The organism is Kitasatospora sp. NPDC094015, assembly GCF_040304075.1.
Classification (GTDB): domain Bacteria; phylum Actinomycetota; class Actinomycetes; order Streptomycetales; family Streptomycetaceae; genus Kitasatospora.
In genome coordinates, this window is sequence record NZ_JBEOUL010000008.1 from 47,643 (window position 1) to 72,238 (window position 24,596).

At 74.7% G+C, this 24,596-nt stretch carries 25 protein-coding genes and 1 tRNA gene; 12 read left to right on the top strand and 14 right to left on the bottom strand.

Annotated elements, in window-relative coordinates; genetic code table 11:
* Positions 1 to 53: 53 nt before the first annotated feature.
* The 6 genes from ABT014_RS12670 to ABT014_RS12695 form a co-directional block, all read right to left on the bottom strand.
* The gene (locus ABT014_RS12670) at positions 54 to 1,778 is read right to left on the bottom strand and encodes a prenyltransferase/squalene oxidase repeat-containing protein (RefSeq protein WP_350638701.1); all 1,725 of its coding nucleotides are present in this window, start codon (positions 1,776 to 1,778) and stop codon (positions 54 to 56) included.
* Entirely contained in the window at positions 1,775 to 3,088 is a 1,314-nt protein-coding gene (locus tag ABT014_RS12675) for a phenylacetate--CoA ligase family protein (RefSeq protein ID WP_350638702.1), read from the bottom strand. The genes ABT014_RS12670 and ABT014_RS12675 overlap by 4 nt, the downstream gene beginning before the upstream one ends.
* Entirely contained in the window at positions 3,085 to 4,470 is a 1,386-nt protein-coding gene (locus tag ABT014_RS12680) for a KamA family radical SAM protein (protein WP_350638923.1), read from the bottom strand. The genes ABT014_RS12675 and ABT014_RS12680 overlap by 4 nt, the downstream gene beginning before the upstream one ends.
* 268 nt (positions 4,471 to 4,738) lie before the next feature.
* Complete coding sequence (locus ABT014_RS12685; protein ID WP_350638703.1) at positions 4,739 to 5,275, bottom strand: hypothetical protein; 537 nt, start codon at positions 5,273 to 5,275, stop codon at positions 4,739 to 4,741.
* A 219-nt stretch (positions 5,276 to 5,494) separates the two neighbouring features.
* Positions 5,495 to 6,409: a hypothetical protein gene (locus ABT014_RS12690; RefSeq protein ID WP_350638704.1), complete on the bottom strand. Its 915-nt coding sequence runs from the start codon at positions 6,407 to 6,409 to the stop codon at positions 5,495 to 5,497.
* 75 nt (positions 6,410 to 6,484) lie between these two features.
* Positions 6,485 to 6,739: a LapA family protein gene (locus ABT014_RS12695; protein WP_350638705.1), complete on the bottom strand. Its 255-nt coding sequence runs from the start codon at positions 6,737 to 6,739 to the stop codon at positions 6,485 to 6,487.
* A gap of 181 nt (positions 6,740 to 6,920) precedes the next feature.
* Between ABT014_RS12695 and ABT014_RS12700 the strand changes: the two genes are divergently transcribed.
* From ABT014_RS12700 to ABT014_RS12730, 7 genes are all read left to right on the top strand, one after another.
* Complete coding sequence (locus ABT014_RS12700) at positions 6,921 to 7,373, top strand: RICIN domain-containing protein (RefSeq protein ID WP_350638706.1); 453 nt, start codon at positions 6,921 to 6,923, stop codon at positions 7,371 to 7,373.
* A 131-nt stretch (positions 7,374 to 7,504) separates the two neighbouring features.
* Positions 7,505 to 9,760: an FUSC family protein gene (locus ABT014_RS12705; protein WP_350638707.1), complete on the top strand. Its 2,256-nt coding sequence runs from the start codon at positions 7,505 to 7,507 to the stop codon at positions 9,758 to 9,760.
* A 163-nt stretch (positions 9,761 to 9,923) separates the two neighbouring features.
* Positions 9,924 to 10,556: a response regulator transcription factor gene (locus tag ABT014_RS12710; protein WP_350638708.1), complete on the top strand. Its 633-nt coding sequence runs from the start codon at positions 9,924 to 9,926 to the stop codon at positions 10,554 to 10,556.
* Positions 10,557 to 10,665: 109 nt separating this feature from the next.
* Positions 10,666 to 10,920, top strand: a complete 255-nt coding sequence (locus tag ABT014_RS12715) for a hypothetical protein (RefSeq protein ID WP_350638709.1) — start codon at positions 10,666 to 10,668, stop codon at positions 10,918 to 10,920.
* A gap of 37 nt (positions 10,921 to 10,957) precedes the next feature.
* A complete protein-coding gene (locus ABT014_RS12720; protein ID WP_350638710.1) occupies positions 10,958 to 11,590 on the top strand; it encodes a DUF309 domain-containing protein in 633 nt (210 codons plus the stop codon).
* A gap of 158 nt (positions 11,591 to 11,748) precedes the next feature.
* Entirely contained in the window at positions 11,749 to 12,102 is a 354-nt protein-coding gene (locus ABT014_RS12725) for a hypothetical protein (protein WP_350638711.1), read from the top strand.
* A 126-nt stretch (positions 12,103 to 12,228) separates the two neighbouring features.
* Positions 12,229 to 12,675, top strand: a complete 447-nt coding sequence (locus ABT014_RS12730; protein WP_350638712.1) for a nitroreductase family deazaflavin-dependent oxidoreductase — start codon at positions 12,229 to 12,231, stop codon at positions 12,673 to 12,675.
* 88 nt (positions 12,676 to 12,763) lie between these two features.
* On the opposite strand, the gene ABT014_RS12735 is transcribed toward ABT014_RS12730, so the two are convergent.
* Together ABT014_RS12735 and ABT014_RS12740 are read right to left on the bottom strand one after the other, a co-directional pair.
* Positions 12,764 to 12,988, bottom strand: coding sequence for a GlsB/YeaQ/YmgE family stress response membrane protein (locus ABT014_RS12735; RefSeq protein WP_350638924.1), 225 nt, complete (start codon positions 12,986 to 12,988; stop codon positions 12,764 to 12,766).
* A 163-nt stretch (positions 12,989 to 13,151) separates the two neighbouring features.
* A complete protein-coding gene (locus ABT014_RS12740) occupies positions 13,152 to 14,714 on the bottom strand; it encodes an MFS transporter (protein ID WP_350638925.1) in 1,563 nt (520 codons plus the stop codon).
* 350 nt (positions 14,715 to 15,064) lie between these two features.
* Between ABT014_RS12740 and ABT014_RS12745 the strand changes: the two genes are divergently transcribed.
* Positions 15,065 to 15,436 carry a hypothetical protein gene (locus tag ABT014_RS12745; RefSeq protein ID WP_350638713.1) on the top strand — a complete coding sequence of 124 codons (372 nt, stop codon included), beginning with the start codon at positions 15,065 to 15,067 and terminating at the stop codon, positions 15,434 to 15,436.
* An 89-nt stretch (positions 15,437 to 15,525) separates the two neighbouring features.
* Here ABT014_RS12745 and ABT014_RS12750 read toward each other — a convergent pair whose 3' ends face one another.
* The 5 genes from ABT014_RS12750 to ABT014_RS12770 all read right to left on the bottom strand — a co-directional run bounded on the left by ABT014_RS12750 (position 15,526) and on the right by ABT014_RS12770 (position 22,100).
* On the bottom strand, positions 15,526 to 17,052 hold the full coding sequence (locus ABT014_RS12750; RefSeq protein WP_350638714.1) for a serine/threonine-protein kinase: 1,527 nt from the start codon (positions 17,050 to 17,052) through the stop codon (positions 15,526 to 15,528).
* A gap of 35 nt (positions 17,053 to 17,087) precedes the next feature.
* On the bottom strand, positions 17,088 to 17,867 hold the full coding sequence (locus tag ABT014_RS12755; RefSeq protein ID WP_350638715.1) for a serine/threonine protein kinase: 780 nt from the start codon (positions 17,865 to 17,867) through the stop codon (positions 17,088 to 17,090).
* 90 nt (positions 17,868 to 17,957) lie between these two features.
* Positions 17,958 to 19,622: an FAD-binding oxidoreductase gene (locus ABT014_RS12760; protein ID WP_350638716.1), complete on the bottom strand. Its 1,665-nt coding sequence runs from the start codon at positions 19,620 to 19,622 to the stop codon at positions 17,958 to 17,960.
* 253 nt (positions 19,623 to 19,875) lie between these two features.
* Positions 19,876 to 20,877 carry a TIGR01777 family oxidoreductase gene (locus tag ABT014_RS12765; protein ID WP_350638717.1) on the bottom strand — a complete coding sequence of 334 codons (1,002 nt, stop codon included), beginning with the start codon at positions 20,875 to 20,877 and terminating at the stop codon, positions 19,876 to 19,878.
* Between the two features lie 461 nt (positions 20,878 to 21,338).
* The gene (locus ABT014_RS12770; RefSeq protein WP_350638718.1) at positions 21,339 to 22,100 is read right to left on the bottom strand and encodes a maleylpyruvate isomerase family mycothiol-dependent enzyme; all 762 of its coding nucleotides are present in this window, start codon (positions 22,098 to 22,100) and stop codon (positions 21,339 to 21,341) included.
* A gap of 161 nt (positions 22,101 to 22,261) precedes the next feature.
* On the opposite strand from ABT014_RS12770, the gene ABT014_RS12775 reads away from it, so the two are divergent.
* Positions 22,262 to 22,558 (top strand): hypothetical protein, encoded by a 297-nt coding sequence (locus ABT014_RS12775; protein ID WP_350638719.1) that lies wholly within the window; start codon positions 22,262 to 22,264, stop codon positions 22,556 to 22,558.
* A 41-nt stretch (positions 22,559 to 22,599) separates the two neighbouring features.
* Here the strand turns inward: ABT014_RS12775 and ABT014_RS12780 are convergent.
* Positions 22,600 to 22,697: transfer RNA gene (locus ABT014_RS12780), tRNA-OTHER, on the bottom strand.
* Positions 22,698 to 22,917: 220 nt separating this feature from the next.
* Between ABT014_RS12780 and ABT014_RS12785 the strand changes: the two genes are divergently transcribed.
* The 3 genes from ABT014_RS12785 to ABT014_RS12795 all read left to right on the top strand — a co-directional run bounded on the left by ABT014_RS12785 (position 22,918) and on the right by ABT014_RS12795 (position 24,575).
* Positions 22,918 to 23,280: a hypothetical protein gene (locus ABT014_RS12785; protein ID WP_350638720.1), complete on the top strand. Its 363-nt coding sequence runs from the start codon at positions 22,918 to 22,920 to the stop codon at positions 23,278 to 23,280.
* A 21-nt stretch (positions 23,281 to 23,301) separates the two neighbouring features.
* Positions 23,302 to 23,904, top strand: a complete 603-nt coding sequence (locus tag ABT014_RS12790) for a S1 RNA-binding domain-containing protein (protein ID WP_350638721.1) — start codon at positions 23,302 to 23,304, stop codon at positions 23,902 to 23,904.
* A 92-nt stretch (positions 23,905 to 23,996) separates the two neighbouring features.
* Positions 23,997 to 24,575, top strand: coding sequence for a hypothetical protein (locus ABT014_RS12795; protein ID WP_350638722.1), 579 nt, complete (start codon positions 23,997 to 23,999; stop codon positions 24,573 to 24,575).
* Positions 24,576 to 24,596: the final 21 nt, after the last annotated feature.

Below are 24,596 nucleotides of genomic sequence, written 5' to 3' on the forward strand. Positions count from 1 at the left end.
GGGTACGGCGCCGGATCGCTCCGTCGGTCCGGGCCGGACCGGCGGAACACGTCCTAGAGGTTCAGCCGCAGCAGGCGGGCCGGGGCCGCGTCGCTGGCGGCCAGGACGCTGAGCTGCCCGCCGAGGCAGGCCGCCAGCAGGCCGGCCGGCTGCCGGCTCAGCGGGCTCCAGGCGAAGCCCGAACCGACCCTGACCTTGGCCAGGAAGCGGCGCAGCCCGTCCAGGTCGACCGGCAGGCCGAGCACGTGCTGGGTGAGGATCACCTGGTAGGTGGACATCAGGTCCGGCAGGCCCCGACCGGCCGCGCCGAAGCCGCCCAACGGGCCGGCCAGCGACGACAGTTCGACGCCGATCGCGTGCGCGGTCGCGGGCTCGCCGAGCAGCTGCAGCACCCGGGCGGCCTGCGCGGTGGCGCCCAGCGTCGGCTCCGCGCCGGGCACCGGCCCGTACCGCCCGTCCGTGCCGCAGCTCGCCAGGAAGGCGAGTGCCGGCTCCACCCGGATCCACTCGCGCGGGTCGAGCCCGGCGGCGGCCAGCGCCTCGACGGCACTGGCGGTGGAGACCAGGTCGGAGCCCCGGCCCAGCCAGTAGCCGAAACCGCCGTCGGCGTTCTGCAGCCCGCGCACCCAGCCGCCCAGCCGCTGCGCGTCCAGCCCGGAGCCGACCGCGCCCAGCGCCTCGACCGCCCAGAGCGTGCAGCGCACCTCCGCGCCGCGCCCCGGCATGTACATCACGCCGCCCTCGTAGGGCAGATGGGCCCGCCGCAGCCAGCGCGTCAGGGTGTCCGGCCGGGCCGGGCCGTCGGCCGGCCGCAGGGCGGTGAGCACCACGGCCGCCGCGGTCGCCAGGCTGTCGCCGGCGTGCGAGGGCACCGTGTAGGTGTAGCCCGAGTCGGGGAGCTGGCAGCCGCGGACCTGGTCGGCGATCTGCTCGCGCTCCACCGGGTCGAAGCCGCGGCCCAGGGTCTGGTACGCGCCGACCGCGCTGAAGCACGCCCACACGTCCGAGGCCCCGTACCCCTCCCAGCGCTCGAAGCCGCCGTCCGGCAGCCGGCGGGCGTCCATCCAGGCCAGCAGCCCGGCCTGGTCCCGCGGCTTGGCCCCGACCGCGTCCAGCGCCCGCACCGCCCGGAAGGTCGCCCACAGGCAGGGGTGGGAGCCGGGCCCGAACCGGAAGCCGCCCCCGGCCACCTGCTGGTCCCGCACCCAGGCCACCATCGCCTCGTCCTGCCACGGCACCGGGGCCGCGCCGGCGGCCGCCCGCCAGGCGAGCGCGCCGTAGTAGCTCGCCCGCACGTCCGGTTCGGCGCCGCCGGGGCTCCAGGTGAGCCCGCCGGAGGCGTGCTGCGCCGCGGCCAGCCAGCGGCCGAGCGCCTCCGGCTCGGGCACCGGCACCCCGACCACCTCGGCGTGCACCCGGGTGGCGTAGTACGTGGCCCACACGTCGGCGCCCTGACCGGGCGTCATCGCGAAGCCGCCGTCCGCCGTGCGGAGCCGGGCCAGCCAGTCGACCAGCTGCTCGGTGCGGGGCACCGGCTCCCCGAGGTCGGCGAGCGTCTGCGCGCAGTAGTAGGTGGCCCAGATGTCGGAGGGCAGGCCGCGCTGCCAGGCGAAGCCGCCGTCCGCGTTCTGCCGGGACAGCACGTAGGACCGCACGTCCGCCGGGCGGGTCGGCGTCTCGCCGAGCCAGTGCAGGGTGCGCACCGCGGCGTAGCTGCACCACAGGTCGGCCTCGCCCTGGCGGGCCCCGCCGTCGGCGAGCACGGTGAACCGGCTCATCCGGCGACCACCACGTTGGTGCGCTTCCAGTTCTTCTGGCTGCCGCCCGCCTTGGTGGTGGCGGGCAGCTGGCTGACCACCACGATCTCGTCCCAGCCGACCCCGGTGCCGGCGAACCGCTCCCGGGCGTCGGCGGCCAGCTCCTCGTCGGGGTCGGTCACGTCCACGTCGCGCTCCAGCACCAGCCGGGTACCCTCGGCGCGGACCTGGATCAGGTAGCCGGTGACCCGGTGGTCCTGGTAGACGATCGAACCGATCAGGCGCTCGTCCACCACCGCCCCGGCGATCTCCACCCGGTCGCTGCCGCGGCCGTGGATCCGAACCGTGGGCAGCGCGAGGCCGCACGGACAGGGCTCGCCGAGCACCTCCGCGAGGTCGCCGGTGGCGAACCGCAGCAGCGGGCGGGCGAAGTTGTTCAGCGGGGTGTCCACCAGCTCGCCGACCGCGCCCGGCTCGGCGGGCACCAGCTTGTCCCCGTCGCGCAGTTCGAGCACGTGCCCGTGGTTCAGCAGGTGCAGCCGGTCACGCTCGCAGGTGGCGGCGATGGTGCCGGTCTCGGTGCTGCCGTAGGAGGCGTCGAACACGTCGGCCTGCCAGTCGGCGGCCAGCTTGGCGCGCTGCGCGGGCAGCGACACCTCGCCGAGCAGCATCACCGTGCGCAGTTCGGCGCGGACCGCCGCCAGCGCGCCGCGGCTCTTCAGCACCCGGGTCCACTGGGTGAGGACCCCCGGCGCGGCGAACACCACCTCGGGCCGGAAGCCGGTGAACAGCCGCTCCAGCCGGTCGAAGTCGCACATCCCGGTGGTGAACGGGTAGCAGCGCAGCGCCGCGTGCCCCAGGTACTCGCAGACGCCGGCCACGAAGTCGGCCACCGGCACCACGTCCGAGGGCAGCAGCACCGCCACCCGGCGCGGGTCGGCGCCCAGCGCCCGCCGCCACAGCGGGGCCACCCCGACCACGTTGTGCACGATGTCCTCGGCCACCCGCGGCGTCGGCGTCGGGATGCCGCCCGAACCCGAGCTCTCGTAGTACTTGACCACCCGGGCCAGCCCCGGCCGGGCGAAGTCCGCCGGCGCGGCCTTCAGCCGGTCCTTGGGCGTCGGCTGCACGGCCGTCAGGTCCCGCTCCGCCACCCCCTCGGCGTCCCGGTAGTACGGCGCCTCGGCCGCCCGCTCCCAGAGCAGCGCGAGCTTCTCCTGCTGCACCTGCCGGACGGCCTCGGGCGCGAAGCCCGCCCGCTCCAGCTCCTGCAACCGGCCGTGCGCGGCCGCGAAGGCCTCGCCCGCGGCCGGGTCCGTGAACAGCATCATCGGCTGCGCTCCAATACCGACAGGGCCGGCACCGACCGGCGGCGCCAGATCTCCTGCCCGGACTCGGGGAGGGTGTAGATCGGGTCGTGGTACTCGTAGACGCGCTCCAGCGCCGTCGGATCGTCCGCGTCCAGCAGCGTGAGGAAGTGCTTGGTCCAGTACGAGATGCCGGACTCCCGGTCGTAGCTGGAGAGTTGGTGCACCCAGCGCTTCCCGGCGTAGGGCACGTCGCAGACCAGCCGCGGGGTGGCGAAGCCGGGCAGGTAGCCCATGATGGCGTCCTGGAGGCGCTGCGCCTCGGCGACCGAGGTCCGCCAGTGCTCGCTGTTGGGGATGATGTCGCAGAGGTAGAAGTAGTACGGCGTGATGCGGCCGCCGTCCAGCAGCGCGAAGCACAGGTCGAGCAGCGCGGTGGGGGTGTCGTTCACCCCGCGCAGCAGCACGCCCTGGTTGCGGACGTCCCGGACGCCGGCCTCCAGCATGGCCCGGGCGGCGTCCCCGACGAGCGAGGTGACCTGCTGCGCCGCGTTGGCGTGGGTGTGCACCGCGATGCTGACGCCGCGCCGGAAGGCGAGCGAGGCGACCCGGGCCATGCCGGCCCGGACCTGGTCGGACAGCCAGTGCTGCGGCAGGCCCACCAGCGCCTTGGTGGCGATCCGGATGTCGCGGATGTTCTCGATCTCCAGCAGCCGCAGCAGGAACGCCTCCAGCCGGGGCCACGGCAGGTTCGCGGTGTCACCGCCGGAGACCACCACGTCGCGCACCGACGGGGTGGCCCGCAGGTACTCCACCATCCGGTCGAGCCGGTCGCCGGGCTTGAGCGCGAAGCGGTACTTCGGCGTGGCCGGGGTGGCCGGGCCGACCAGGTCCATCCTGGTGCAGTGCCCGCAGTACTGCGGGCAGGTGGCCACCACCTCCGCCAGCACCTTGGTCGGGTACCGGTGGGTGAGCCCCTCGGCCACCCACATGTCCGCCTCGTGCAGCGAGTCGCGGCTCGCCAGCGGGTGGCTCGGCCACTCCGGGTGCCGGTCGGAGGCGACCGGCAGCATGTAGCGGCGCACCGGGTCCGGGTAGAGGGAGTCCGCGGTCGGTGGTCCGGCCGTCGTCATGGTATTGATCACCTGCGGCGGCAGCAGCAGCGACATGGTCGCGAACTCGGCCTGGTCGCGCGCCACATCGGCGTAGAACGCCTCGCCGGGCCCCTCGCCCAGCACCTCGCGCAACTGCCGTACGTTCTTCACACAGTGCGCGCGCTGCCACTGCGGGTCGCGCCACTCCTCGGCCGTGACCGCGCGCCACGCCGGGAAGCGCCGCCAGTCAGGCTCGATCAGCTCTCTGCGCCGGTAGTCGTAGACCGTTCCGCCGGCCGCGGTGTGCGTCATCGCTGTCACGCCCACCAGGCTCGGCGGTTCGAACATCGGTGCTGCATCGCCTCGGCATCGCCGCTGCATCCCCCGACATCGGCCCAGCTCAGCCCGACCCACCCGACCGAACGCTACCCACCCACCGCCCCCGGAGCACCACCCCGGCCGCGACCGTGTCACCTCGGCCCCCGGCGGCACAGTCCCTGACGGCCCGTCAACGACGCTCGCCCGCCCCCGTTCCGGGCGGAACGGGGGCGGGCGCGGTCGTGCTACCGCGGTGCGCGGATCAGACGGCGGCCGCGATCGCCTCGATCGGCAGGTTCTGGCCGGTGGTGCCGACCACGATGTCGTAGCCGGCCACCGCGGACTGCCAGCCGATGTTGCGCACGTGGGCCTGGGCCGCCACCTGGCCGGTGCTGATCTGGATCTCGACCGCCTCGATGGCCCGGTTCTGGCCGGTGGTGCCGACGGTGAGGTCCTGACCGTCGCCGCCGCAGACCCAGGACTGCCAGCCGACGTTCGCCACGTGCGCGCGGACGCACAGGCCGCCGGTGCCCGCCGTGGCGAAGGTCAGAGCCTCGATGCTCTTCGCCTGGCCGGTGGTTCCGGCGATCGCCCCGTTGCAGGCGACGAAGTTCTGCCAACCGATGTCCTGGACGTGCGCGTGGTAGCAGATCGAGCGGCCGTTCGCGCTCTGGGCGCTCTGCGCCGCCTGCGCGGAAGCCGAGCCGGTGGTGGCGGCGTTCGCGGAGCCGGCCCCCGCCAGCGAACCGCCGACGGCGACCACCGCGGCGGCCAGGGTCATGGACAGTGCCTTGAGCATGAGAATTCCCCTCCCAGGTGTGACCAAGGTTCTTGCAGCGCGCACCAAGCATCCGTGCGAGCGCTTCATCCTGTGGATACGAACCTCGACGGGTCAACCGATATCGGCTGCGTATCGGGAACCCGGGATGGGCATATCTCCCGGCAAATCGGAGTACCTCAGCCATGGTCCCGGCCATCGGCGGAGACAGGTTGGCCGGATCGGGCCGGTCGGCCCCGGTCAGGTGGTCGGGCCCGGGGCGGCCTGTTCCCAGTAGCCGGCGCGGAGTGCGGCACGCACCCGGAGGTCGGCGCGGACCCGGGTGGCGAGCCGGGCGGTGTCGCGGCGGTTGAGGGTGGCCCCCACGCCGGCGCCGACCAGCATCGGGGCGAGCGAGGGCAGCTTGCGCAGGGTGCTGCGGGTGAGCCGGCGACTGACCTTCTGCCGGACCTCGGAGCCCATCGCCAGCCCGGCCAGGGCGACCATCCCCGACGGGTGGGCCATCGCCGAGCCGTCGATCCCGCGCCGGTCCGCCCAGGCACTCACGTAGGCGACCGAGCGCTGGGTGGCGGTGCCGGCCGCCGGCACGCCGTACACCTGGTGCAGCTCGGCGATCAGTTTGATCTCCACCGCGGCCACCACCAGGGTCTCCGCGGCGATCTCGATCGGCATCGCCGGCGGCACCGGCAGCATCGCCGCGGCCCCGATCCCGGCCCCGACGGCCGCCGAGGCCCGCAGGGCGCCGCTGACCAGGAGGTCGGCCAACTCCTCGGGGTTGGCGGCGCCCGGATGCTGCGCCCGCAGGGTGGCGAGGTCGCGGACCGGGATCCGCGGCGCCGTCCGCAGCAGCCGGTCGGCCAGCGCCCGGCTGCCGTACCCGGCCCCCTTCGCGGCCGCTCCGCCGCCCCGGCCCAGGGCCCGGGCGGTGGCCGCGACCAGCGCGGTGGTGCGCCGCACGCCTCGGCGGCGGGCGGTGGCCGAGCCCTGTTCCATCTCGCTCGACAGCGCGGCCAGCTCGCCGACCGCATCCGGCGGCCCCGGTTCGTCGGCGACGGCGTCGGTGGCGGTCGGGTCGGTCGGGGCCGGTCCCGGCACGGCGGTCAGGTCCGCCCGTTCGGGCGGATCGGGCTCGGACGATCTGCGACGGATTCCCATGCCCCGGCTCCTACCCGGCCCCGGCGCGGGCACGCCGCGGCCGGCCCGTCGCGGGGGCCGCCGGAAGCGCCGCGGTCACTGTCTGGTCCGGCGGCGGCCGACGAACCAGCCGATCACCAGGCCGGTCAGGATCGTCACGGTCAGCACCGCCCACAGCGGCAGGGTGACAGTGGTGACCCAGAGCGTGATGGACACCGAGTCGGTGTTGACCGCGATGAACCAGACGGCCAGCACCGTGAGGATGCCGATCCCGAGCGTGCGGAGCCGCACGTCCCGCCCCTTGACCGTGACGGTCGGCGGGCGGTGCGGCGGAGGGGTGTTCTGCGCCATGGTCCCAGTATGGTGCGATTCGTCCCCCCGGTCCCCTCGATCGCCCCGCGCCCGCCCCGCACCGGGCCCCCGCACCGGCTCCCGCCCCCGCCCCACCCGGCCTCCGCGCGGTCGGAGGGGCCGCCCCGTACGGCGTACCGTGGGCGCCGGACGATCACACGAGGACCTCGGGGGTGGGGCGATGGGCAGGACACCGCGGCTCGGACCGGTGGCGGACGGCCGCTACCGGCTGCGCAACGTCGGCACCGGACTGCTGCTGGAGGTCGCGGGCGGCAGCGCCCGGCACGGCGCCAAGGTGCGGCTGGCCGCCGAGGACGGCTCCGCGGCCCAGCTCTGGCAGGTCTCCGCCGTCCACCGGGGCGCCGGCCTGTACCACCTGGAGAACGCGGCCAGCGGCAAGCGGCTGGACGTCACCGGCGCCCGCACCGAGGACGGCGTACCGCTCCAGCAGTGGTCCGCCAACGCCTTCGGCGCCCAGGAGTGGCTGTTCGAACAGCACGTGGACGCCCCCGGCACGTACACCGTCACCGCCTTCATCAGCGGCAAGGCGATGGAGGCCGCCGAGGACGGCTCGGTGCGCCAGTGGGAGGACCGTGATCTGGCCGCCCAGTGGTGGCGGCTGGAACCGGCCTGACCCGGCGGGCCGAACGGGCGAACTCCACCGCGTCCCACCCGCCGACCGGCGCCCGCCCGCACCCCGCACGCCTACGCTGGCGCGGGTCACGGGGACCTCCCGCGGCCGGCCGGCGGACGGGGGTGCGGTTCATGGACACCGAGCCGGACGGCACCGGCCGCGCCGCGCCGCTGCGCCGCGCCCGCGCCTTCCTGTGCGACGGCACCGGCCCGGCCCCGCAGGCCGTACGCCGGGCGGTCCGGGTCACCGCGGCGTCCTGCGCCGGCTTCTACTCCTGCCTGTACGGGCTGGACCGGCCGGTCGCCGCCACCTACGCGCTGTTCGGGGCGGTGGCCATGGCCGGCCTCTCCCGGATCCCCGGCACCGGACGGCAGCGGGCCGCCGCCGTCGCCTGGGTGCTGCCGGCCGGCTGGCTGCTGGTCACCCTCGGCACCCTGCTCGCGGTCCGCACCTGGGCCGCGGTGCTCGGGATGCTGGTGATCGGCTTCGTGCTCGCCTTCGCCGCGGTGGCCGGACCCCGGCCGGGCGGCGCCGCCCCCGGGCTCCAACTGCTGTACATCCTGCCGTGCTTCCCGCCCTACGAACCCGGCACCCTCGGCGAGCGGCTCGGCGGGCTCACCCTCGGCCTGGTGCTGCTGATCGCCGCCGAGGCCCTGCTGCTGCCCGACCCGCCCGTGCCGACCTTCCAGGACCGGCTCACCGAGGCCGCCACCATCGCCTCCCGGTGCGCCCGGGAACTGGCCCGGGCACCGTGGGCACTGTCGCCCGGCAGCGCCGCCGCGGCCCGGGCGGCCGGCCAGGCGCTGCGCCCGCTCCACCTCCCGGAGGCCGAGCGCCCGGCCGGCCCCGGCGCCACCCAGCGGGCCCGCGCGGACGCCTGCGGCGCCGCCCGCGTCCTGCTGGCCCGGCTGCGCGAGCTGCCGCCGGTGCGCTGCGGCCCGCCCGGCCCGGCCGACCCCGGGCCCGACCTGCTCGGCGAGGTCGCCGTCGCGGCCGAGGGCGTGGCCACCGCCGTCCGGACCGGGCGCGACACCCCGGCCGCCGCGCTGGAACGGGCCGTCATCGGGTTCCGCCGCCGCCGCGGGGCCTTCTCCGCGGCGGCGGCCAGCTCCGGCCAGGGCCTGGCGGCGGCGATGAGCCGGCAGGCCGCGCTGCTGGAGGTCGCCGACGCCGCGCTGTTCCTGCTGCGCGCGGTCGAGGTGGCCGACCGGCGCCGCAAGGAGCCGGTCGGGGCGCCCGACGGGCCGTTCTGGTACACCCACCGGAGCCTGACCCGGCTCTGGTGGCGCCGGCTGAGCGGGCACCTGAGCCCGCACTCGGTGTACTTCCAGAACGCCGTCCGGCTCAGTCTCGGCCTGGCCGCGGCACGCGCGGTCGCCGGGGTGGCCTCGCTCCCGCACGGGTTCTGGGCGATGCTCGCCGCCCTCACCCTGACCCGGACCACGGTGACGCAGACCCGGGAGACCGTCCGCCGGGCGCTCACCGGCACCCTGCTCGGCGCCGCGGCCGCCGCCGTCGTGCTGCTGTCGGTCGGTCACCACACCAACGTGTACGCCGGGGTGCTGCCGCTCGCCATGCTGGTCACGTTCAGCCTCGGTCCGGTGCTCGGCGTCGGCTGGGCGCAGGGCATGTTCACCCTGGTGGTCTCCATGGTGTTCGCCCAACTCGCGCCCGCCGGCTGGCGGTTGGCCGAGGACCGGGTGCTGGACGTGCTGGTCGGCAGCCTGATCGGGCTGGTCATCGGTGTGTTCGCCTGGCCGCGCGGCGCCCGCGAGGAGCTGCGCCGGGACACCGGCGTGCTGCTGAGCGCCGTCGCCGGGACGGTCACCGCCACCACCGCCGCGGTCGCCGCCGGCCGCCGCGACCCCGAGCCGCTGGACCTGCGGCTGCTGCACGCGTTGATCATGGCGGAGTCCACCTATGCCCAGTTCCAGAGCGAGCCGCGGCCCGCCGCGCCCAGCGGCACCGACTGGCAGGCCGCCCTGATCGCCGGTCACCACGCGCTGCGCGGCGCGCGGCGGCTGCTCGGCCCGCACCAGCTGCCCGGCGAGGCGATGCCCGGCCCGGTGGCCGGCACCTGGATCATGCGCCGGGCGGAGCGGGTGTCCCGGCAGTACCGCCAGGCCGGTGAGCGGTTCGGCGTCGAGCCCGGTGCACCCGGGCCCGGCGCACCCGAACCCGCCGCACCCGAGCCGGCCGCCGGATCCGCCGGATCCGCTGGGGGCAGTAGCCCGGCCAGCCCCGCCGGGGTGCTGCCCGCCCTGTACGACACCGATGCCTGGCTCCGCGGGCTGGCCGCCGACCTGGCCAGGATCGGGCCGGCCCCGGCGCCCGCCCGCCGCCGGCCGGGCCGCCGGCCGAACGAGGCTTCTGAGCAGCGAGCCTGAGCGCCGCGCGGCCCCCGGTCCCCGCGCGCGGTGATCTTTCGGTCCGCACCGTCATGCCTTCCGCACGCCCCGCTGCCTACCGTGGACGGGCCCGGCGCGGCTCCGCCCCGGGCGGTCGTCACAGCTGGCCGGATCACCCCCGGCCACGGGGAGCAGGAGAATCGTGGACACCGTCTCGGTCGCCGTTCTGTCGGGCGACCCCATCTCCAGCGCGGGCGTCGCGGCCCTGCTGCGGCACTGCCCCGCGGCGACCCTGCTCCCGGCCGAGCGCCGGGACGAGGCGGACGTCGTCCTGGTGCTCACCGGCGAGGTCACCGAGGAGACCCTCGCCTGCCTGGAGCGGACCGGCCGGGCCTCCACCAACCCCGCGATGCGGATGGTGCTGGTCGGCGAGGTGGTCCGCGACCAGCACCTGCTGCGGGCCGTCAACTCCGGTGTGCTGAGCGTGATCCCGCGCCGGGACGCGGCCCCCGAGCGGGTGCTGCGCGCGGTGCTCGGGGTGCGCGAGGGCTACGCCGAACTGCCCGGACGGGCGGCGGCCCGGCTGGTCGAGTGGGTCCGGGAGGTCCAGCACGACGTGCTCGCACCGAACGGGCTGACCACCTGCCGGCTGGAGAGCCGCGAGGTCGAGGTCGTCCGGCTGATCGCCGAGGGGCTGGAGACCGCCGCCATCGCCGAGCGGCTGAACTACTCCGAACGGACCATCAAGAACATCATCCACGGCGCCATGAACCGGCTCGGCCTGCACAACCGGGCGCACACCGTCGCCTACGCCCTGCGCGCCGGGATCATCTGAGCCCCGCCGGCACCCCACCCCCCTTCACCCCACCCCCTTCACCCCACCACCTTCACCCCACCACCTTCACCCCACCACCTTCACCCCACCACCCCTAGGAATGCCCCCCGTGCCGTCGCCGCACCGCACTACCCCCACCCCGATCGCCGCCGCTGCCACCGTCGCTGCTGCCACCGTCACCGCCACCGCGGCCTTCGCCGCCGCCTTCGTCCTGCTGCCGCCCGCCGACCGCGCCGCGGCCCGGACCGCGATACCCGAGGCCCGGCCGCGCACCGACGCGCACTACGCCACCCGCTACCGGCTGGACCCGCACCGGCCCCGCCCGGGTGGCGCCGCGCAGGACGCCAGGGCGATGGCCACCTGAACTTCCGGGTGGCCCGCGCACGGGGGAGAATCGGTCCATGAGCGATGCGGTGGACGAGGGCGGCGAGTCGGCCTGCTGGCTGGACCGGGTCTGCGACGACTGCGGACGGCTGCGCGAACGCCCCGGGCCGACGCCCTGCGAGCACTGCGGAGCCACCCCGGACACCGGCCCGCCCCCGCCGCCTGCCGTCCCGCTCACGACCGCACGGGCCGACCGCGACCGGGACGCCACCGGCCGGGCCCGCAACAGCCGCCCGCGCGACGGACTCGGGCGCCCGCTGCCGTACGGGCGGCCCGGGGTGGAGCGGCAGCCCGAGGGCGTCCTGCGCGCCCCGCTGGACGCGCTCGCCGAGGCGCAGCGGCTGCTCGACGCGGGCCGCCCGTTCCACGCCCATGAGGTCCTCGAGGACAGCTGGAAGTCCGCCCCGGAGCCCGAGCGGGCGCTGTGGCGGGCACTCGCCCAGTACGCCGTCGGGCTGACCCACGCGGCCCGCGGCAACGAGACCGGCGCCCGGGCCCTGCTCGCCCGCGCCGCCGCGGGCCTGACCCCCTACCGGGCGGACCCGCCGTACGCGATCGACGCCGACGGTCTCGCCGGCTGGGCCACCGCCCAGGTGGAGGGCCGCCGCGCACCCGACCCGGCCGGCGCGCCCCCGCTCCGCCACCGCTGACCCGCCGCCCACGGGCGCCACCGGAGCCGACCCTCACCCTGAACCTCAGCTTCACCCCCGTCCGGCTCCTCGGCCGCGCCCCGGGGCTCGGGACCTGCCCGCCGCGCACGGGAGCCGGGCGTTCCGTCCACGGCTGCGGCGCCTCGTATGCTCGGGTGGTGGAGCAGAGCGACGTACTGAAGCGGGTCATCGGCATCCTCACCCAGGCCGGGGAGTGGGTGCACGAGCCGGAGGGCGTGCCGGTGGCGGACGCCGAGGAGGAGACCAATGTGGTGCTGCAGCTCCTCAACGACGTGATGCCCCGGGTGGTCATCCCGGCCGAGGCGTCCGGTGAGGAGATCGGCGCGATCCTGAGCGAGGAGCTGGGTGCCCCGATCCTCCAGCTCGCCACCGCCTTCGCGGTGGCCTTCTGGGAGCTGGCCGAGGTGCACGATTCCGGGCGGACCGAGGTGTCCTCGCTGGACGTCCTGCGGGAGCTGGCGCTCAGGGCCGAGACCGAGCCCGGGTTCTGAGGCCGCCGGGGCGGGCGGCGCCGTCCGGCGTGTGCCGGTGACCGGCGCGGCCGTTGGTGATAAGCCAGGAGTCGGCCCCGGCTGTCGCCGGCGGCCCGACCGACCTCGACGACGGAACGGGATGACATGCCTCTTGAGGGTGAGTACCAGCCGAGCCCGGAGCAGTGGGTACGCGATCAGGTGCAGCAGTACGAGAGCTCCGGCGGCGTCGACGGGACGACCATGCGGGGCATGCCGGTCATCGTCCTGACCACCCGCGGCGCCCGGAGCGGCAAGCTCCGCAAGACCCCGCTGATGCGGGTCGAGCACGACGGCTCCTACGCGGTGGTCGCCTCCAAGGGCGGCGCGCCGGAGCACCCGGTCTGGTACCACAACGTGGTCGCCGACCCCCGGGTGGAGCTCCAGGACGGCCCGGTGCGCCAGGACATGACCGCCCGCGAGCTGAGCGGCGCCGAGCGCGAGCTGTGGTGGCGCCGGGCCGTCGAGGCGTACCCGGACTACGCGGAGTACCAGACCAAGACCGACCGGGAGATCCCGGTCTTCGTGGTCTCCCCGGCTGCCGCCCCGCACTGACCGGTCCGCCCCGCACCGTCCGGCTCCCCGCCCCGGCGCTTCGATCGCGCCGGGGCGGGCGCCGCACGGGTCGCGAGCGGCCCGACCGTCAGCGGGAGACCCCGCGTCGCCCCCAGGCGGGTGCGACCAGGGCCACGAACAGCACGGCGAAGCCGATCTGGAGCAGGTGCCGGATCCAGTCGATGCCCGAGGTGTTCCGGACCCCGATCCAGCCGGCGACGGCGTTGCCGACCAGGGCACCGGCCGCACCGAGCAGCATGGTCAGCCACCAGGGGATGGACTGCGGGCCGCGCAGGATCAGCTTGGCCAGCATGCCGAGGACGAATCCGATCAGCAGAATCCAGAGCAGTTGGAACACGATGCCCTCCGGTCCTTGGTGCGCGTCGCCCACTGCGCAAAACGCTGTGAAGATCAGGATCACCCGGGGGAGCGGAATCGGCATGTGCAGGCCCGCCGCCGTGCCGGGCACGGTCGGGCTACGGGACGGGGCCGCCGGTCGCCCCGCCGCCGTCCGCCGCGTCCGCGGCCTTGCCCGCCGCCGGGCCGGCCGGTGCCTCGTCCGCGGCGGTGACCCGGGTGCCCGGGTGCAGCCGGGCGCACAGGAACGCCACCACCAGCGCCGCGGCCATCCCGTACAGCACCGGCTGGTTCGCCTCGGCGAAGTCCATCCGGATCTGCTGGAGCACCGTGCTGTCGACCCCGGCGGGCGTGCCGCTGCCCCCGCCGTGGCCGGTGATGCTCTGCGAGATCCGCACCGCCGAGGAGTGCGCCTCCCCGGCCGGTACGCCGTGCTGGGTGAGGGTCTCCTCGACCCGGTCGGTGAGCGTGTGCAGCAGGATCGTGCCGAGCACGGCCAGGCTCACGCTGGCGGAGTAGTTGCGCAGCGTCTGGGTGATGCCGGTGACCTCGCCGTACGAGCGTCCGATCGCCCGGTTGACGGCGTCGGTGGAGGCCGGGGTGAGCAGCAGGCCGATCCCGGCGCCGGAGATCACGATGTACACCCACTGGTCGCCCAGCGACAGGTCGGTGATGTGCGCGGCCCACAGCGCGAAGCCGATCGCGCCGACCAGCGTGCCCTGGATCATCGCCGGGCGGGCGCCGCGCCGGTCCAGGATCCGGCCGCCGATCTGGGAGGCCGGGCCGAAGCCGGCGAAGAACATCAGCAGGTAGAGCCCGGCCTGGTTGGGCGAGTAGTCGAGCGCGACCTGGGCGTACACCGAGGCGAAGAAGAACACCGGGACGAACGACATCATGGCGAAGAACAGCACGGCGTTGTCGACCGAGAAGGCCCGGTCGGCGAAGATCCGCATGGTGATCAGTGGGTGCTCGGTCCGCAGCTCGACCACCACCAGCAGGGCCAGGATCAGCAGGCCGCCGACGATGCAGAGCCAGGTCAGCGGGCTGTCCCAGCCCCAGCTGGAGGCCTGCTGCAGCCCCAGCACGCTCAGGCCCATCCCGGCGGCGGCCAGCGCGGCGCCGGTCCAGTCGATCCGCTCCGGGCGCGGGTGGTTGCGGATCCGGGCCATCAGGGTGAGCACGATCGCGATCACGGCCACCGGGACGTTCACCCAGAAGATCGCCCGCCAGGTCCAGCTGGTCAGCCAGCCGCCGAGGATCGGGCCGAGCGCGGTGAGCCCGCCGGAGACGCCGAAGAACAGCGCCAGGGCCCGGCCGCGGCGCTCGACCGGGAAGACCTCCACCACCACCGCCAGCGCGGCCGGGAACATCAGCGCCGCGCCGAAGCCCTGGACGGCCCGGAAGATCACCAGCCAGGCCTGCGCCCCGCCCCCGGAGGGCACCGCGCCGCAGATCGCGGAGGAGACCACGAACACCACCGTGCCGGCCAGCATCACCCGCCGGTGCCCGAGCACGTCCGCCAGCCGTCCGCCGAGCGCGAAGAACGCGGCGAGCGACAGCAGGTAGGCGTTCACCACCCACTGCATGCCGGAGGAGGACAGGCCGAGTTCGCCGATGATGCTCGGCGCGGCGATCGACACGATGGTCTGGTCGATGAACGTCATCGACACCGCGAACAGCATCCCGGCCAGCGCGAGCCGCTGGCTCGTCCCGGCCGCCCCGGTCACCTTCGGCTCGGAACCCACGCCTCACACCCCATCATCCGTACGCCGGGCCCGCCCGGTCGCGGCACCCGGGTCCGAGCCTGCCCGCAGCGGGGCGCGCGGGCACGGCAGGAGGCGCCGATGTCATGCGGATGGCTGACAGCGTGTCGGCGCCGCGGGCCGCGCCCCGGCCGCCCGACACACCCCTGACAGCTGTCAGGTACGCAGCGGCCCGGGGCGGTGGTTCTCTGGTCGAGGCGAGGGCGAACCGGTGCACCGGCGGAGCCCGAGCGGGGGATCGTGACCACCAACTCTCAAGGAGATGTCCCATGTTCGGTGTGCGCAAGCTGGCTCTGGCGGGTGCGGCGACCGTGCTCGGTCTCGGCACGCTCGGCCTGACGGCGACCGCGGCCGAGGCCGCGGGCGGCTGCACCGCCAACGGCAACGGCACCTACAACTGCCACGTGTGGAAGAACGCGCCGAGCTTCCACGAGGGCAACGTCCGGGCCGGCACGCTCTACGCCGGCGACAACTACTTCTACTGCCAGGCCAGGGGCACGGAGATGTCCGACGGGCAGTACCACAACTTCTGGTACGCCAAGACCGACGACGACAGCGGCAACCGCGGCGTCTGGGTCAACGTCATCTACCTCTCCGGCGGCGGCAACGACGAGCCGGTCCCGGGGCTGCCCTACTGCTGACCTGACCTGACCTGACCTGACCTGACCCGACAGGGCGGGGTGGGGCCGGCCGGGGCACGGGGCCCGGCCGGCCCCGCCGTCGGCCCCCGTCAGCCGCCGTACTCGGCCAGGTAGCGGAGCACCAGGTCGACGTGCGGCCGGACCCGGGCGGGCACCCCACCGGTGTCCGCCACCGTCTTGTCGCTGGTGCGGTAGCCGGCCACCACCAGGGCGGGCAGGTCGGTGCGGTACCCGCGGCGTTTGAGCTGCTGGTCGAGCCAGCAGACGTAGCCGCCCATGGTGACGATGGCGTCGGGGGCCGACATGTAGTCCTTGCGCCCGTCGTGGTCGCCGTCCTGCGCCCAGGCGTTGAACACCGAGGGCGTCCACATCGCGATGCCGTACTCCTGCGACTGCGGGCGGGCGGCGTTCGGGTCGAAGCCGCTCTCGGCCTTGAGCATGGCGGCCAGGAAGGCCGGGGTGATCTCGGCCTCCGGGCACTGCCGGGCGGCCAGGTCGATCGGTTCGCGCAGGGCGGTGGGCACGTCGGAGCCGGCGGGGATCGCGCCGGACGCCGGCGCGCTCGGGCCCGGCGGCGGGGGCGCCGGGCCGCCCGCGGGCGGGAGGGTCGCGGAGGAGGCGGCCGCGGTGGCGGCGGCCAGCACGCAGACCGCCCATAGCCCGGCCCGGTGACGGCCGCGCCGGCGGCGCCGCCACCGGACGGCGGACGGGGTGGTCGGCGGCGCGGCGGCCGCCCGTACCCGGGCCAGCAGGGTGTCCGCGTCCAGCCGCTCGCGCTCGCGGCGGTCGCCCGCCAGGCAGTCGGCGATCAGGGCCCGCCAGGGTGCGGGCAGCCGCTCGTCCAGCCGCAGCGGGGCGGCCCCCCGGGCGTACGCCTGGGCGGCCAGCGACCTGGCCCGGGCGCTGGCGCCGAGGAACGGGTGCAGGCCGCCGGTGAGCACCTGGTGGGCGAGCACGCCGAAGGCCCAGACGTCGGCGCTCGGCCGCAGTTGGACGCCCTGCGCCCCGGCCCGCTGGGACCACCACTCCGGCGGGACGTGGTCGGGCGAGCCCAGCGGCGGCGTGTAGGCGTGGGTGCCGTCGAGTTCGGCGGTCAGGCCGAAGTCGGCCAGCCGGACGCCGCCGTCGGGCATCAGCAGGATGTTGCCGGGCTTGAGGTCGCCGTGCACCCAGCCGCGGCCGTGCATGTGCGCCAGCCCGGCGGCGACCTCGGTGAGGATCCGGCCGGCCCCGGGCACCGGGCGGCCCGGTTCGCGGCCCGCCAGTTCCTGCTGGAGGCTGCGGTCGGCGCGCTCCATCACCAGGGCGAGGGCGCCGTCGACCTCCGGCCGTCCGGGGTCGTGCACGGTGTGCGCGGCGAGCGTGCGGATCAGCTGCGGGTGGTCCGCCGCCTCGCTGAAGTACCGTTCACGGTGGACCAGTTCGGCCATCGTCCGGCGCAGGCCGGGGGTGAGCAGGCCCGGTGGCAGGAACTTCACGGCCACCGGTCGCCCGGCCGCGTCCTCGGCGGCGTAGACGGTGCCCCAGCCGCCGGAGCCGATCAGCGCGGTGATCCGGTGGCCCGCGACCGGGTAGCCCGGGGGGAGGTCGAGCGGACGCCTCCCGGTGTCGTGCATGTCCTACGGGCCTTTCGGGCAGCGGCGGGCGCGGATCAGCGCCCGCGCAGCGGCGGGAGCAGGGTCAGGTGGTCCTCGCGGACCAGGTCGAACCGCAGGGCGAGCGCGACGAGTTCCTCCCGCTTTCGCCCGGTGCGGCCGGGGGCGCCGGGCTCGCGGTCCTCCTCGACCCGCAGCCGGAGCTTGGCCTCGGCGAGGTAGTCGACGTGGTAGTTGACGGCCGAGCGGGTGAGCCCCTGGCAGGACGGCAGCGCCCGCAGCCGCTCCAGCACCTCGCCCACCCCGGGCACGGCCGCGGCGGAGGCGTCCCGCAGCCGCGGCTCGCACAGCGCCAGCAGCACCAGGAAGTACTTGGCGGTCTGGTCCAGCGCGAACGGGCTGACGGTGTGCTCACCGAGGCCCGCACCCGGGGCCGGGCCGCGGTCGAGGTAGGCGTGCTGCGGCGCGAACACCTTGAACGAGGTGGTGCCCGCCACCGACGGCAGCACCACCCGGGAGAACTCGAACGGCACCGGGGCGCCCAGCCGTCCGGGGGCCACCTTGACGTGCTCGCCCGCGCCCTCGAGGTTCTCCACCACGTAGGTCGCCGATCCGCTGAAGTTGGACAGCCGCCAGTAGTCCTCGGCCGCGGTCACCTCGCCGGCGCGGCGGGAGACCCCCGGATCCTCCAGCGCGATCGGGACGCAGCCGCCCGGCGTGCCCCGGCCGAACTCGGCGCTCTCGCCGGGCCCCATCCGCAGCAGCGGCGGCCGCTGCCCGCCGGCACCGGGCCACCCGGCCGGGCGCTCGGGCAGCTGCACGATCACGGTCTCCAACGAGCCCCCTCCCGGCGGTGCGTACGAACAGATGGTACGCGCTCCGCCAGGAGTCGGTCACCCTCGGTCATCGAAACCGGCGTGTCCGCGTCAGCCGACCACGGACTGCTTGTGGTGGAAGCGGTTCTCCGGATCCCAGATCCGCTTGGCCAGTTGGAGCCGCGGATAGTTGTCCTTGTAGTACAGCCGCGGGTAGCGCGGCGCCGGATCGGTGGCGATCCCGAGGTCGACGTCCGGGTAGTTGACGTAGGCGCCGTCGGTGCCGAGGTCGTGCGCCGCGTCGCTGATCTCCGGCACCCCGCCGGTGGCCGCGTAGACGTCCTGGTAGAAGCCCTTGAGGAAGTCCAGGTGGGCGTCGTCCTGGGCCGGCACCGTCCAGTACGTCTGGTACTGCAGCTTCATGACGGAGTCCCGCTGCGGGACCGCCGTCGCGCACGGGTCGACGGCGTTCACCCGGCAGCCGTAGGCGTCGATCTGGACCAGGGTCTGGGCGAGGTCGACCCCGGGGACGTCCCTGGTCAGCCAGGTCCAGGTGGCGTCGATGTTGTGGTCCGAGAACGGCTTGCGGTGGTACGCGGACTTGTACTTGCCGCGCTGGTTGGCGCCCGAGCCGTTCAGGGTCTGGGTGGCCTGGAGCCACGGCATCCGCCGGCGCCGGTCCGGGTACGGCAGGAACAGGCCGCCCGCGCTGTCGGTCTGGACGGTGGCGGGCGTCTCCAGGCCGGCCTCCATCGCGTCCAGGAAGGCGTCGAGCGGCGCGACGTCGTCGCCGACCCACTGGCTGAACAGCGCGATGTTCCCGTTGGTCCGATGGGTGAGCTTCAGGATGGCGAACAGCTTGTCGTACACCTGCTCGTCCGGCCCGCTGTGCGCGGTGAAGAACTCGCCGAAGTTCTTCATCAGCCGGGTGAAGTCCGCCGGCTTCTTCAGGATGTCCGCCCACGGCCACGCGATGCTGCTGAGCCAGACCCGGGCCGGCGGCCGCGGCAGCTCCTCGGAGAAGTAGTACCGCAGCACCACGCCGAAGTTGCCGCCCCCGCCGCCGGTGTGTGCCCAGAACAGGTGCGCGGTGTCCGAACCTTCCGGGTCCGAGCGGTGCGCCCTGGTCACCTCGGGCCGCCCACCGCGGACCGTGATCACGTCGACCTGGGTCAGGTGGTCGACGGTCAGCCCGTCCCGCCGGTTCAGGACGCCGTAGCCGCCGCCGCAGATGTGGCCACCGGCGCCGACCGAGTAGCAGGACCCGGCCGGGACGGCCACGTCGTAGCGGCGGAACAGCTCGGTGTACATGTCCCAGACGGTGGCGCCCGCCTCCACGCAGTACGCCGGGTGACCGTACTTGTCCTCGGTGCGCCGCACCCCGTTCATGATGCTCAGGTCGAGGATGGCGCCGCCGGTGTTCTCCACGAAGTCCTCGTAGCAGTGGCCGCCGCTGCGCACGGTGGGGCGCAGCCTCCGGTCCAGCGCCTCGCGCACCGCGGCGAGCGCCCGCGCGTCGCCGTCCACCAGCTGGATGTACGCGGGGTCGCTGGTCCAGCGCTGGTTGAAGCCCTGGCTCAAGGTCTCGTACCGGCCGTCGCCCGGGAGCACCCGCAGGTCGCCCGGGTCGCCGGGGCCGTCCGGGCCCTGCGGTCCGCCGTGCCCGCCGGGCTCGGCCCGGGCGACCCCGGCGGGCACGGCGCCGAGCGCGGCCCCGGTGGCGACCACGCCGGCGGCGGCGCCCAGCAGTCTGCGTCGGGAAACCTCGTGATCCACGTGGTGAACTCGCCTTCGACGAAAGGGAAATCCCTGGCACGGAAGTCCGGAGTGCGCCCGACCGCTCGCGAACGGAACGGTTTGCCGACGAATCATCAAGCAGGGCCTGTTCCGGGCGAATTGAGGCTAGCAATCGGGCCGTTCGCCGCAGCTCCGACACTCCGGGCGGGTGCGGCGCAGGTCAGGGGCTCAGGAATCCGGCGCCGGCGAGCACCGGCCGACCGTCCGTGCGGGATCTGTTCGGCCGGTCACCTCACCGCCGGCCCGGGTCGGCTGCTGCCGTGCATGTGCCTGTGCCTGTGCCTGCGACTGTCTGTCGCGTCCGCCGGCGGCGTACCAGGTCCGCGGCGGTCTCGGGCCACTGCTCGTGCGCGAAGGTGAACCCGGCCGCCCGGAGCCGGCCCGGCACCACGCGGCGGCTCTTGAGCAGCAGTTCGGTGTCCGAGCGCAGGGCGAACGCGCCGATCTCGGCCATCCATCGGGTGGCGGGCAGGCCCACCGGCATTCCGCAGGCGCGACGCAGCGCGCGGTTGAACTCGCGTTGCGGCAGCGGGCCGGGCGCGGCGAGGTTGACCGGGCCGCTGATGTCCTCCCGTTCGATCAGGAACTCCACCGCCCGGACGAAGTCCGTGTCGTGGATCCACGAGACGTACTGCCGGCCGCCGGCCACCGGCCCGCCCAGACCCAGGCGGGCCATGGTCAGCAGGACGTCGAAGACTCCGCCGCGGTCCGGGCTCATCACCATCGCCGCGCGCAGCGCCACCTTGCGGGTGTGCGGGGTGGCGGCGAGTTCCTGCTCGCGCTCCCAGTTCCTGGCGATCCGTACGCTGAACTCCCAGTAGCCCGGCACGCCGGGTTCCGTCCCGCCGACGATGCCGTGCTCCTCGTCGTTGGGGGCGTCGAAGCGGTGGGAGTAGATCGTCGCCGTGCTCATCTGCAGCCAGACCCGCGGCGGCCGCTCGGCGGCGGCGATGGCCTGGCCGACCACCCGGACGGAGTCGACCCGGGAGTCCATCATCGCTGCCAGGTTGGCCGGTGTGTAGCGGCAGCTGACGCTGCGTCCCGCCAGGTTGACGACCGCGTCGCTGCCGTCCACCGCCTCGGCCCAGCGGCCCAGGGTCCGGCCGTCCCACTCCACCTCACGCTCCCGCGTGGGCCGCCTGGCCAGGATGACCACCTCGTGGCCCGCCGCCGTCAGCGCGCGGTCGAGGATCGAGCCGACCTGCCCCGTGCCGCCGGGAAGAACAACCTTCACCGGATTCCCCCTTCTCCGTGTCGTCCACCGGCACCCTACGCCCACTATTGAACGTGTTCAAATGTGGATCGTCCGGCGCCCTCGGCCGGCCGCCCCGGCGGGCGAGATCGGTTGATCAGCGCCGTGACCGCCGGGGACGCCTATGCGCCGGACATCGTGGGCTCCGACGGACTGCCTCTGCTCGGCTCGATCACCTCACCGCCGAGGTCCTGGTCGGCGGGGGTGCCGACCAGGACCTCGCGCTTCCGGACGGCGGTACGCCCGTGCTCCGTACGGCCTCGCCCCGCTGCGGGGGCACCCCGATCCCGTGTACCGCCACCTCCTCGCCGAGGTCATCCGGTACCGCAACCGGAGCGATGAGACATGAGAGGGATCGCCGCCGTGCCTCTCTCCGGCACGGTGCCGGGCTGCCCCGGGCGGTGGCAGCGGTGGCGCGGCTCGCCTACCGCCCCCGTCGCGTCCTACGCCTCCGGTTCCCAGGCGCGGAGCAGGTCGAGCAGTCCGGCATCTCCGTCGACGCGCAAGGAACCGGCCTGGATACGGTCGTACAGGTAGAGGACCAACTCGCCGGCCGTGCCGTGGACGGAGGCGCCGACCGCGTCCGAGGCCTCGCCGGCGGCGGGAGCCGGGATGCGGGTGGACCGTGCCCCGTCGCCGTCGACCGTGAGGCGCCAGGAACGGCCCTCGGCGGCGTGGAGGTCGAAGGCCGTGGGCTCGTGCGGCCAGGCGCTGGGCGTGGCGACGCAGGTGAAGAGGAACTCCTCGACACCGTCGAGGGCGACCTCGGTCGGCAGCGGCTGCGGCGCGCCCGCGGCGAGCCGGGCGTCGTAGGTGTGCACCGCGCTCTCCTGCACCCGGTGCCGGGCGACTCCGCCGGAGGTCCGCGGCGTCTGCAGGCCGCTCCACCACGCCCAGCAGTCGGCGTCCGGTCCTGCCTCGCGCAGGGCGTTCAGCAGAATCTCCGTGGATGCGGCCAACCAGGCCAGCAGGGCCTCCCGCTCCCGCGGCAGTTCCAGCGCGGCCCGCGCGGCGACGGCCCCGGCCGGGGGAGCGTCGGCGGGCCCTGCGCCGACGATGGCGGCCCAGAAACGGTCTCCGCCGCCCAGATGTTTCACCAGATCGAACAGCGTCCAACCGGGGCAGGTCGGCACCGGTGCGTCGAGATCGGGCGCGTCGGCGACCGCGACCCGAAAGGCGGCCGACCGCTCGTCGATCAGTTGCATCAGGGCAGGGAACTCAAGATTCTTTTCCACGCCGGTTGTCTATCACCGCGCTCCGGTGACCGGACAGCGATTTTCGCGGTCGCAGCCGGTGGTGGGGCGGCTGCCCGGCGGACGGGCCTGGTCATTGGCGCGGAGGCGGGGGGAGGGTGCAGGGTGTCACCATGTCCGAACGCCGCGACCGTCGTCGTCTTCACGCCCGTGCCCGAGCTCTCGGGGTACCCATCGAGCAGGCCGCCCGCCGAACCTTCGTCCGCCGGCCCGAGCGGCCGCTCGAGCAGCCCACGTGGTGGGGCACCGACCTGCCGGACCGGGACGAGGCTCCTGCCGTCGTCCGGGCGGCAGCGCTCTCGTCGATGACGTGCTGCACGGTCGTGCACGATCGGCAGCTGTCGGACGGCGGGACCGTGGTGATGGTGACCCGCCACGCGGCCACCTGTCCGATCTGGTCCGCCCGCTGAACTGCGGGAGTGGAACCGGGCGTCCGGCCCGGGGGGATCACTGGCGGAGAGGGCAGGATTCGAACCTGCGCGGGCCCCGAGGGACCCTGCTCGGCCATCGCTGGCCAGGCACCCGATGATCTGCTCCGGGCACCTCTCCCTGACGTGCTCCCAGCCTGCCCCGCCGCTCTGACCGCGGCCTGACTGCCGGCTGACCCCGCACCGGCGGGGCATCCGCAGATCGATCGGATACCGAGGCCACGGTCCGGGAGAAGTCTTGCTGGGTCGGTAGCGGTCCACCGGGCCGGGTACGGGTGCCGGTGCCGGGCCGACCCGAAGACCCTCGGGGCCCGGACCCGTTGCTCGACTACCGTGACGCCATGACCGAAAGCCTGCCCGACGACATGGCCGACGTGCTCGCACTCGTCCTGGACACGGACGACCCGGCCCACGTCGCGCTCCGGGCGCAGATCCCGCACGTCCGCGTGGAGTCCCGCTGCGGGTGCGGATGCGGTACCGCCTACTTCGCGTTCGACGCGTGCGGGATCGGGCCCGCGCCGACCGGCCTGCGCACCGTCGTGGCCGCCGAACGACAGCTCCGGACCGAATCCGGTGACTGCCCCGGCGAGATCCTGGTGTTCGCCGAGGGCGGCTACCTGGCGTGGCTGGAGGTCTGCTCCTGGAGCAGCGAGACCGAGGTGAACCTGACCGCCGCACGCCGGTGGCTGCAACTGTCTCCGTGAGTGTGTGCCAGGGTGGCAGCCATGGCGTGGCAGTCGAAGTGTCCGGAGCTCCGGGTGTTCCTGGAGTCACTGCACCGTGGTGACGTCCTTTCCGGCCGCGTCGCGGCGGTCGAGGACTTCGGGGTCTTCGTGGGCCTGGACGACGGTCCGGACCATCCCGTGTTCCCCGGGGTCGGATTCATCACGATGCCCGAACTGTCCTGGCGGCACTTCAACGCTCCGACCGAGGTGGTCCAGGTCGGGCAGCGGGTCTCGTGCGAGTTCCTCCAGTTCGGCACGTACAACGTGGAGGCCAGGCTCTCCCTGCGCGCTCTGCGGCCTGATCCGTTCCTGGTGTTCGCGGATCGTACGGTGGTGGGGCAGGCGGTGCGCGGGACGGTCGTCCGGGTGCTCCCGTTCGGTGCTCTCGTCGACGTCGGGGACGGCATCGTCGGACTGCTGCCCGGCACGGAGGCGTCCGGGAGGCCCGCGGACGGCGTGGTCGGACTCCTCCAGGTCGGTGATGTGACGCCGGTCGTCGTCGCGGAGGTCGAGCGCCCGCGGCGAAGGGTGGTGCCGGCCCGGCCGGATGACGTCCGGTCGGCCGGGGGCCGGTCCGCGGGGGAGGGCCGCGGAAACGGGTGACGGTCGGTCGGGGACGTGTGCTCCAATACGCTGTCACACCGTCCACGCACCAGCTGTGCGTGCAACCCCAGATCCAGGAGCCGTGCCGGGCGATGAATGCCGAATGCCCCAAATGCGCCACGTCCGACCTGACGGTGGGCGTGCCGTACGCCGCGGCCGACCCCGGCCAGCCGCTCAGGGCGCAGGAGTACGGTCTGCTCCTGCCGCCGCCGGTGCCCGCGCCGGCGACCGTCGAGCGGAGCAAGCCCGCCGGCGTGCTGTACATCGTGGCGGGTGTGATCATCGGCCTCTGGCTGACCAGCGTGGTCCGCGACCAGGGTGATCTGGAGGGCGCCAACGCTGCCTACCGCCTGGGCTACATCTTCGGCCCGCTGTTCCTCGCCGTCCCCCTGGCGCTGACCGGGCTGGTCGTGCAGCTTTCGACGCGGCCGCGGCGCGTCCGGACGGCCGAGCAGCAGGCCGGGGCGCGGCGTGCGCTCTGGGAGCGGCAGTACCGGGTCTGGCAGGCGGCCTGGTGGTGCCGGCGGTGCCGGGTGGCGTTCTTCCCCGAGGGTGCGGTCGCCCCGGGCCATCCCGCCTCGCAGGCCGTTCCCCTGCTGCAGTTCCCGATGTGGGTGGTGTCGACCGCCGAGCGGGTGTGGGGCGTGCCGGAACCGGCGCCCATACGCTGAGCCGCGCGGCGGCGGTCGGTC

What these genes read in the sequence shown, in the direction of transcription:
- ABT014_RS12690 (WP_350638704.1), bottom strand. Translation starts at nt 6,409, where the DNA reads ATGGGAATCCGTCGCAGATCGTCCGAGCCCGATCCGCCCGAACGGGCG.
- ABT014_RS12675 (WP_350638702.1), bottom strand. Translation starts at nt 3,088, where the DNA reads ATGATGCTGTTCACGGACCCGGCCGCGGGCGAGGCCTTCGCGGCCGCG.
- ABT014_RS12700 (WP_350638706.1), top strand. Translation starts at nt 6,921, where the DNA reads ATGGGCAGGACACCGCGGCTCGGACCGGTGGCGGACGGCCGCTACCGG.
- ABT014_RS12680 (WP_350638923.1), bottom strand. Translation starts at nt 4,470, where the DNA reads ATGACGCACACCGCGGCCGGCGGAACGGTCTACGACTACCGGCGCAGA.
- ABT014_RS12785 (WP_350638720.1), top strand. Translation starts at nt 22,918, where the DNA reads ATGACCGAAAGCCTGCCCGACGACATGGCCGACGTGCTCGCACTCGTC.
- ABT014_RS12685 (WP_350638703.1), bottom strand. Translation starts at nt 5,275, where the DNA reads ATGCTCAAGGCACTGTCCATGACCCTGGCCGCCGCGGTGGTCGCCGTC.
- ABT014_RS12770 (WP_350638718.1), bottom strand. Translation starts at nt 22,100, where the DNA reads ATGCAACTGATCGACGAGCGGTCGGCCGCCTTTCGGGTCGCGGTCGCC.
- ABT014_RS12670 (WP_350638701.1), bottom strand. Translation starts at nt 1,778, where the DNA reads ATGAGCCGGTTCACCGTGCTCGCCGACGGCGGGGCCCGCCAGGGCGAG.
- ABT014_RS12730 (WP_350638712.1), top strand. Translation starts at nt 12,229, where the DNA reads ATGCCTCTTGAGGGTGAGTACCAGCCGAGCCCGGAGCAGTGGGTACGC.
- ABT014_RS12775 (WP_350638719.1), top strand. Translation starts at nt 22,262, where the DNA reads ATGTCCGAACGCCGCGACCGTCGTCGTCTTCACGCCCGTGCCCGAGCT.
- ABT014_RS12745 (WP_350638713.1), top strand. Translation starts at nt 15,065, where the DNA reads ATGTTCGGTGTGCGCAAGCTGGCTCTGGCGGGTGCGGCGACCGTGCTC.
- ABT014_RS12695 (WP_350638705.1), bottom strand. Translation starts at nt 6,739, where the DNA reads ATGGCGCAGAACACCCCTCCGCCGCACCGCCCGCCGACCGTCACGGTC.
- ABT014_RS12790 (WP_350638721.1), top strand. Translation starts at nt 23,302, where the DNA reads ATGGCGTGGCAGTCGAAGTGTCCGGAGCTCCGGGTGTTCCTGGAGTCA.
- ABT014_RS12750 (WP_350638714.1), bottom strand. Translation starts at nt 17,052, where the DNA reads ATGCACGACACCGGGAGGCGTCCGCTCGACCTCCCCCCGGGCTACCCG.
- ABT014_RS12705 (WP_350638707.1), top strand. Translation starts at nt 7,505, where the DNA reads ATGGACACCGAGCCGGACGGCACCGGCCGCGCCGCGCCGCTGCGCCGC.
- ABT014_RS12720 (WP_350638710.1), top strand. Translation starts at nt 10,958, where the DNA reads ATGAGCGATGCGGTGGACGAGGGCGGCGAGTCGGCCTGCTGGCTGGAC.
- ABT014_RS12795 (WP_350638722.1), top strand. Translation starts at nt 23,997, where the DNA reads ATGAATGCCGAATGCCCCAAATGCGCCACGTCCGACCTGACGGTGGGC.
- ABT014_RS12740 (WP_350638925.1), bottom strand. Translation starts at nt 14,714, where the DNA reads ATGCTGTTCGCGGTGTCGATGACGTTCATCGACCAGACCATCGTGTCG.
- ABT014_RS12735 (WP_350638924.1), bottom strand. Translation starts at nt 12,988, where the DNA reads ATGCTGGCCAAGCTGATCCTGCGCGGCCCGCAGTCCATCCCCTGGTGG.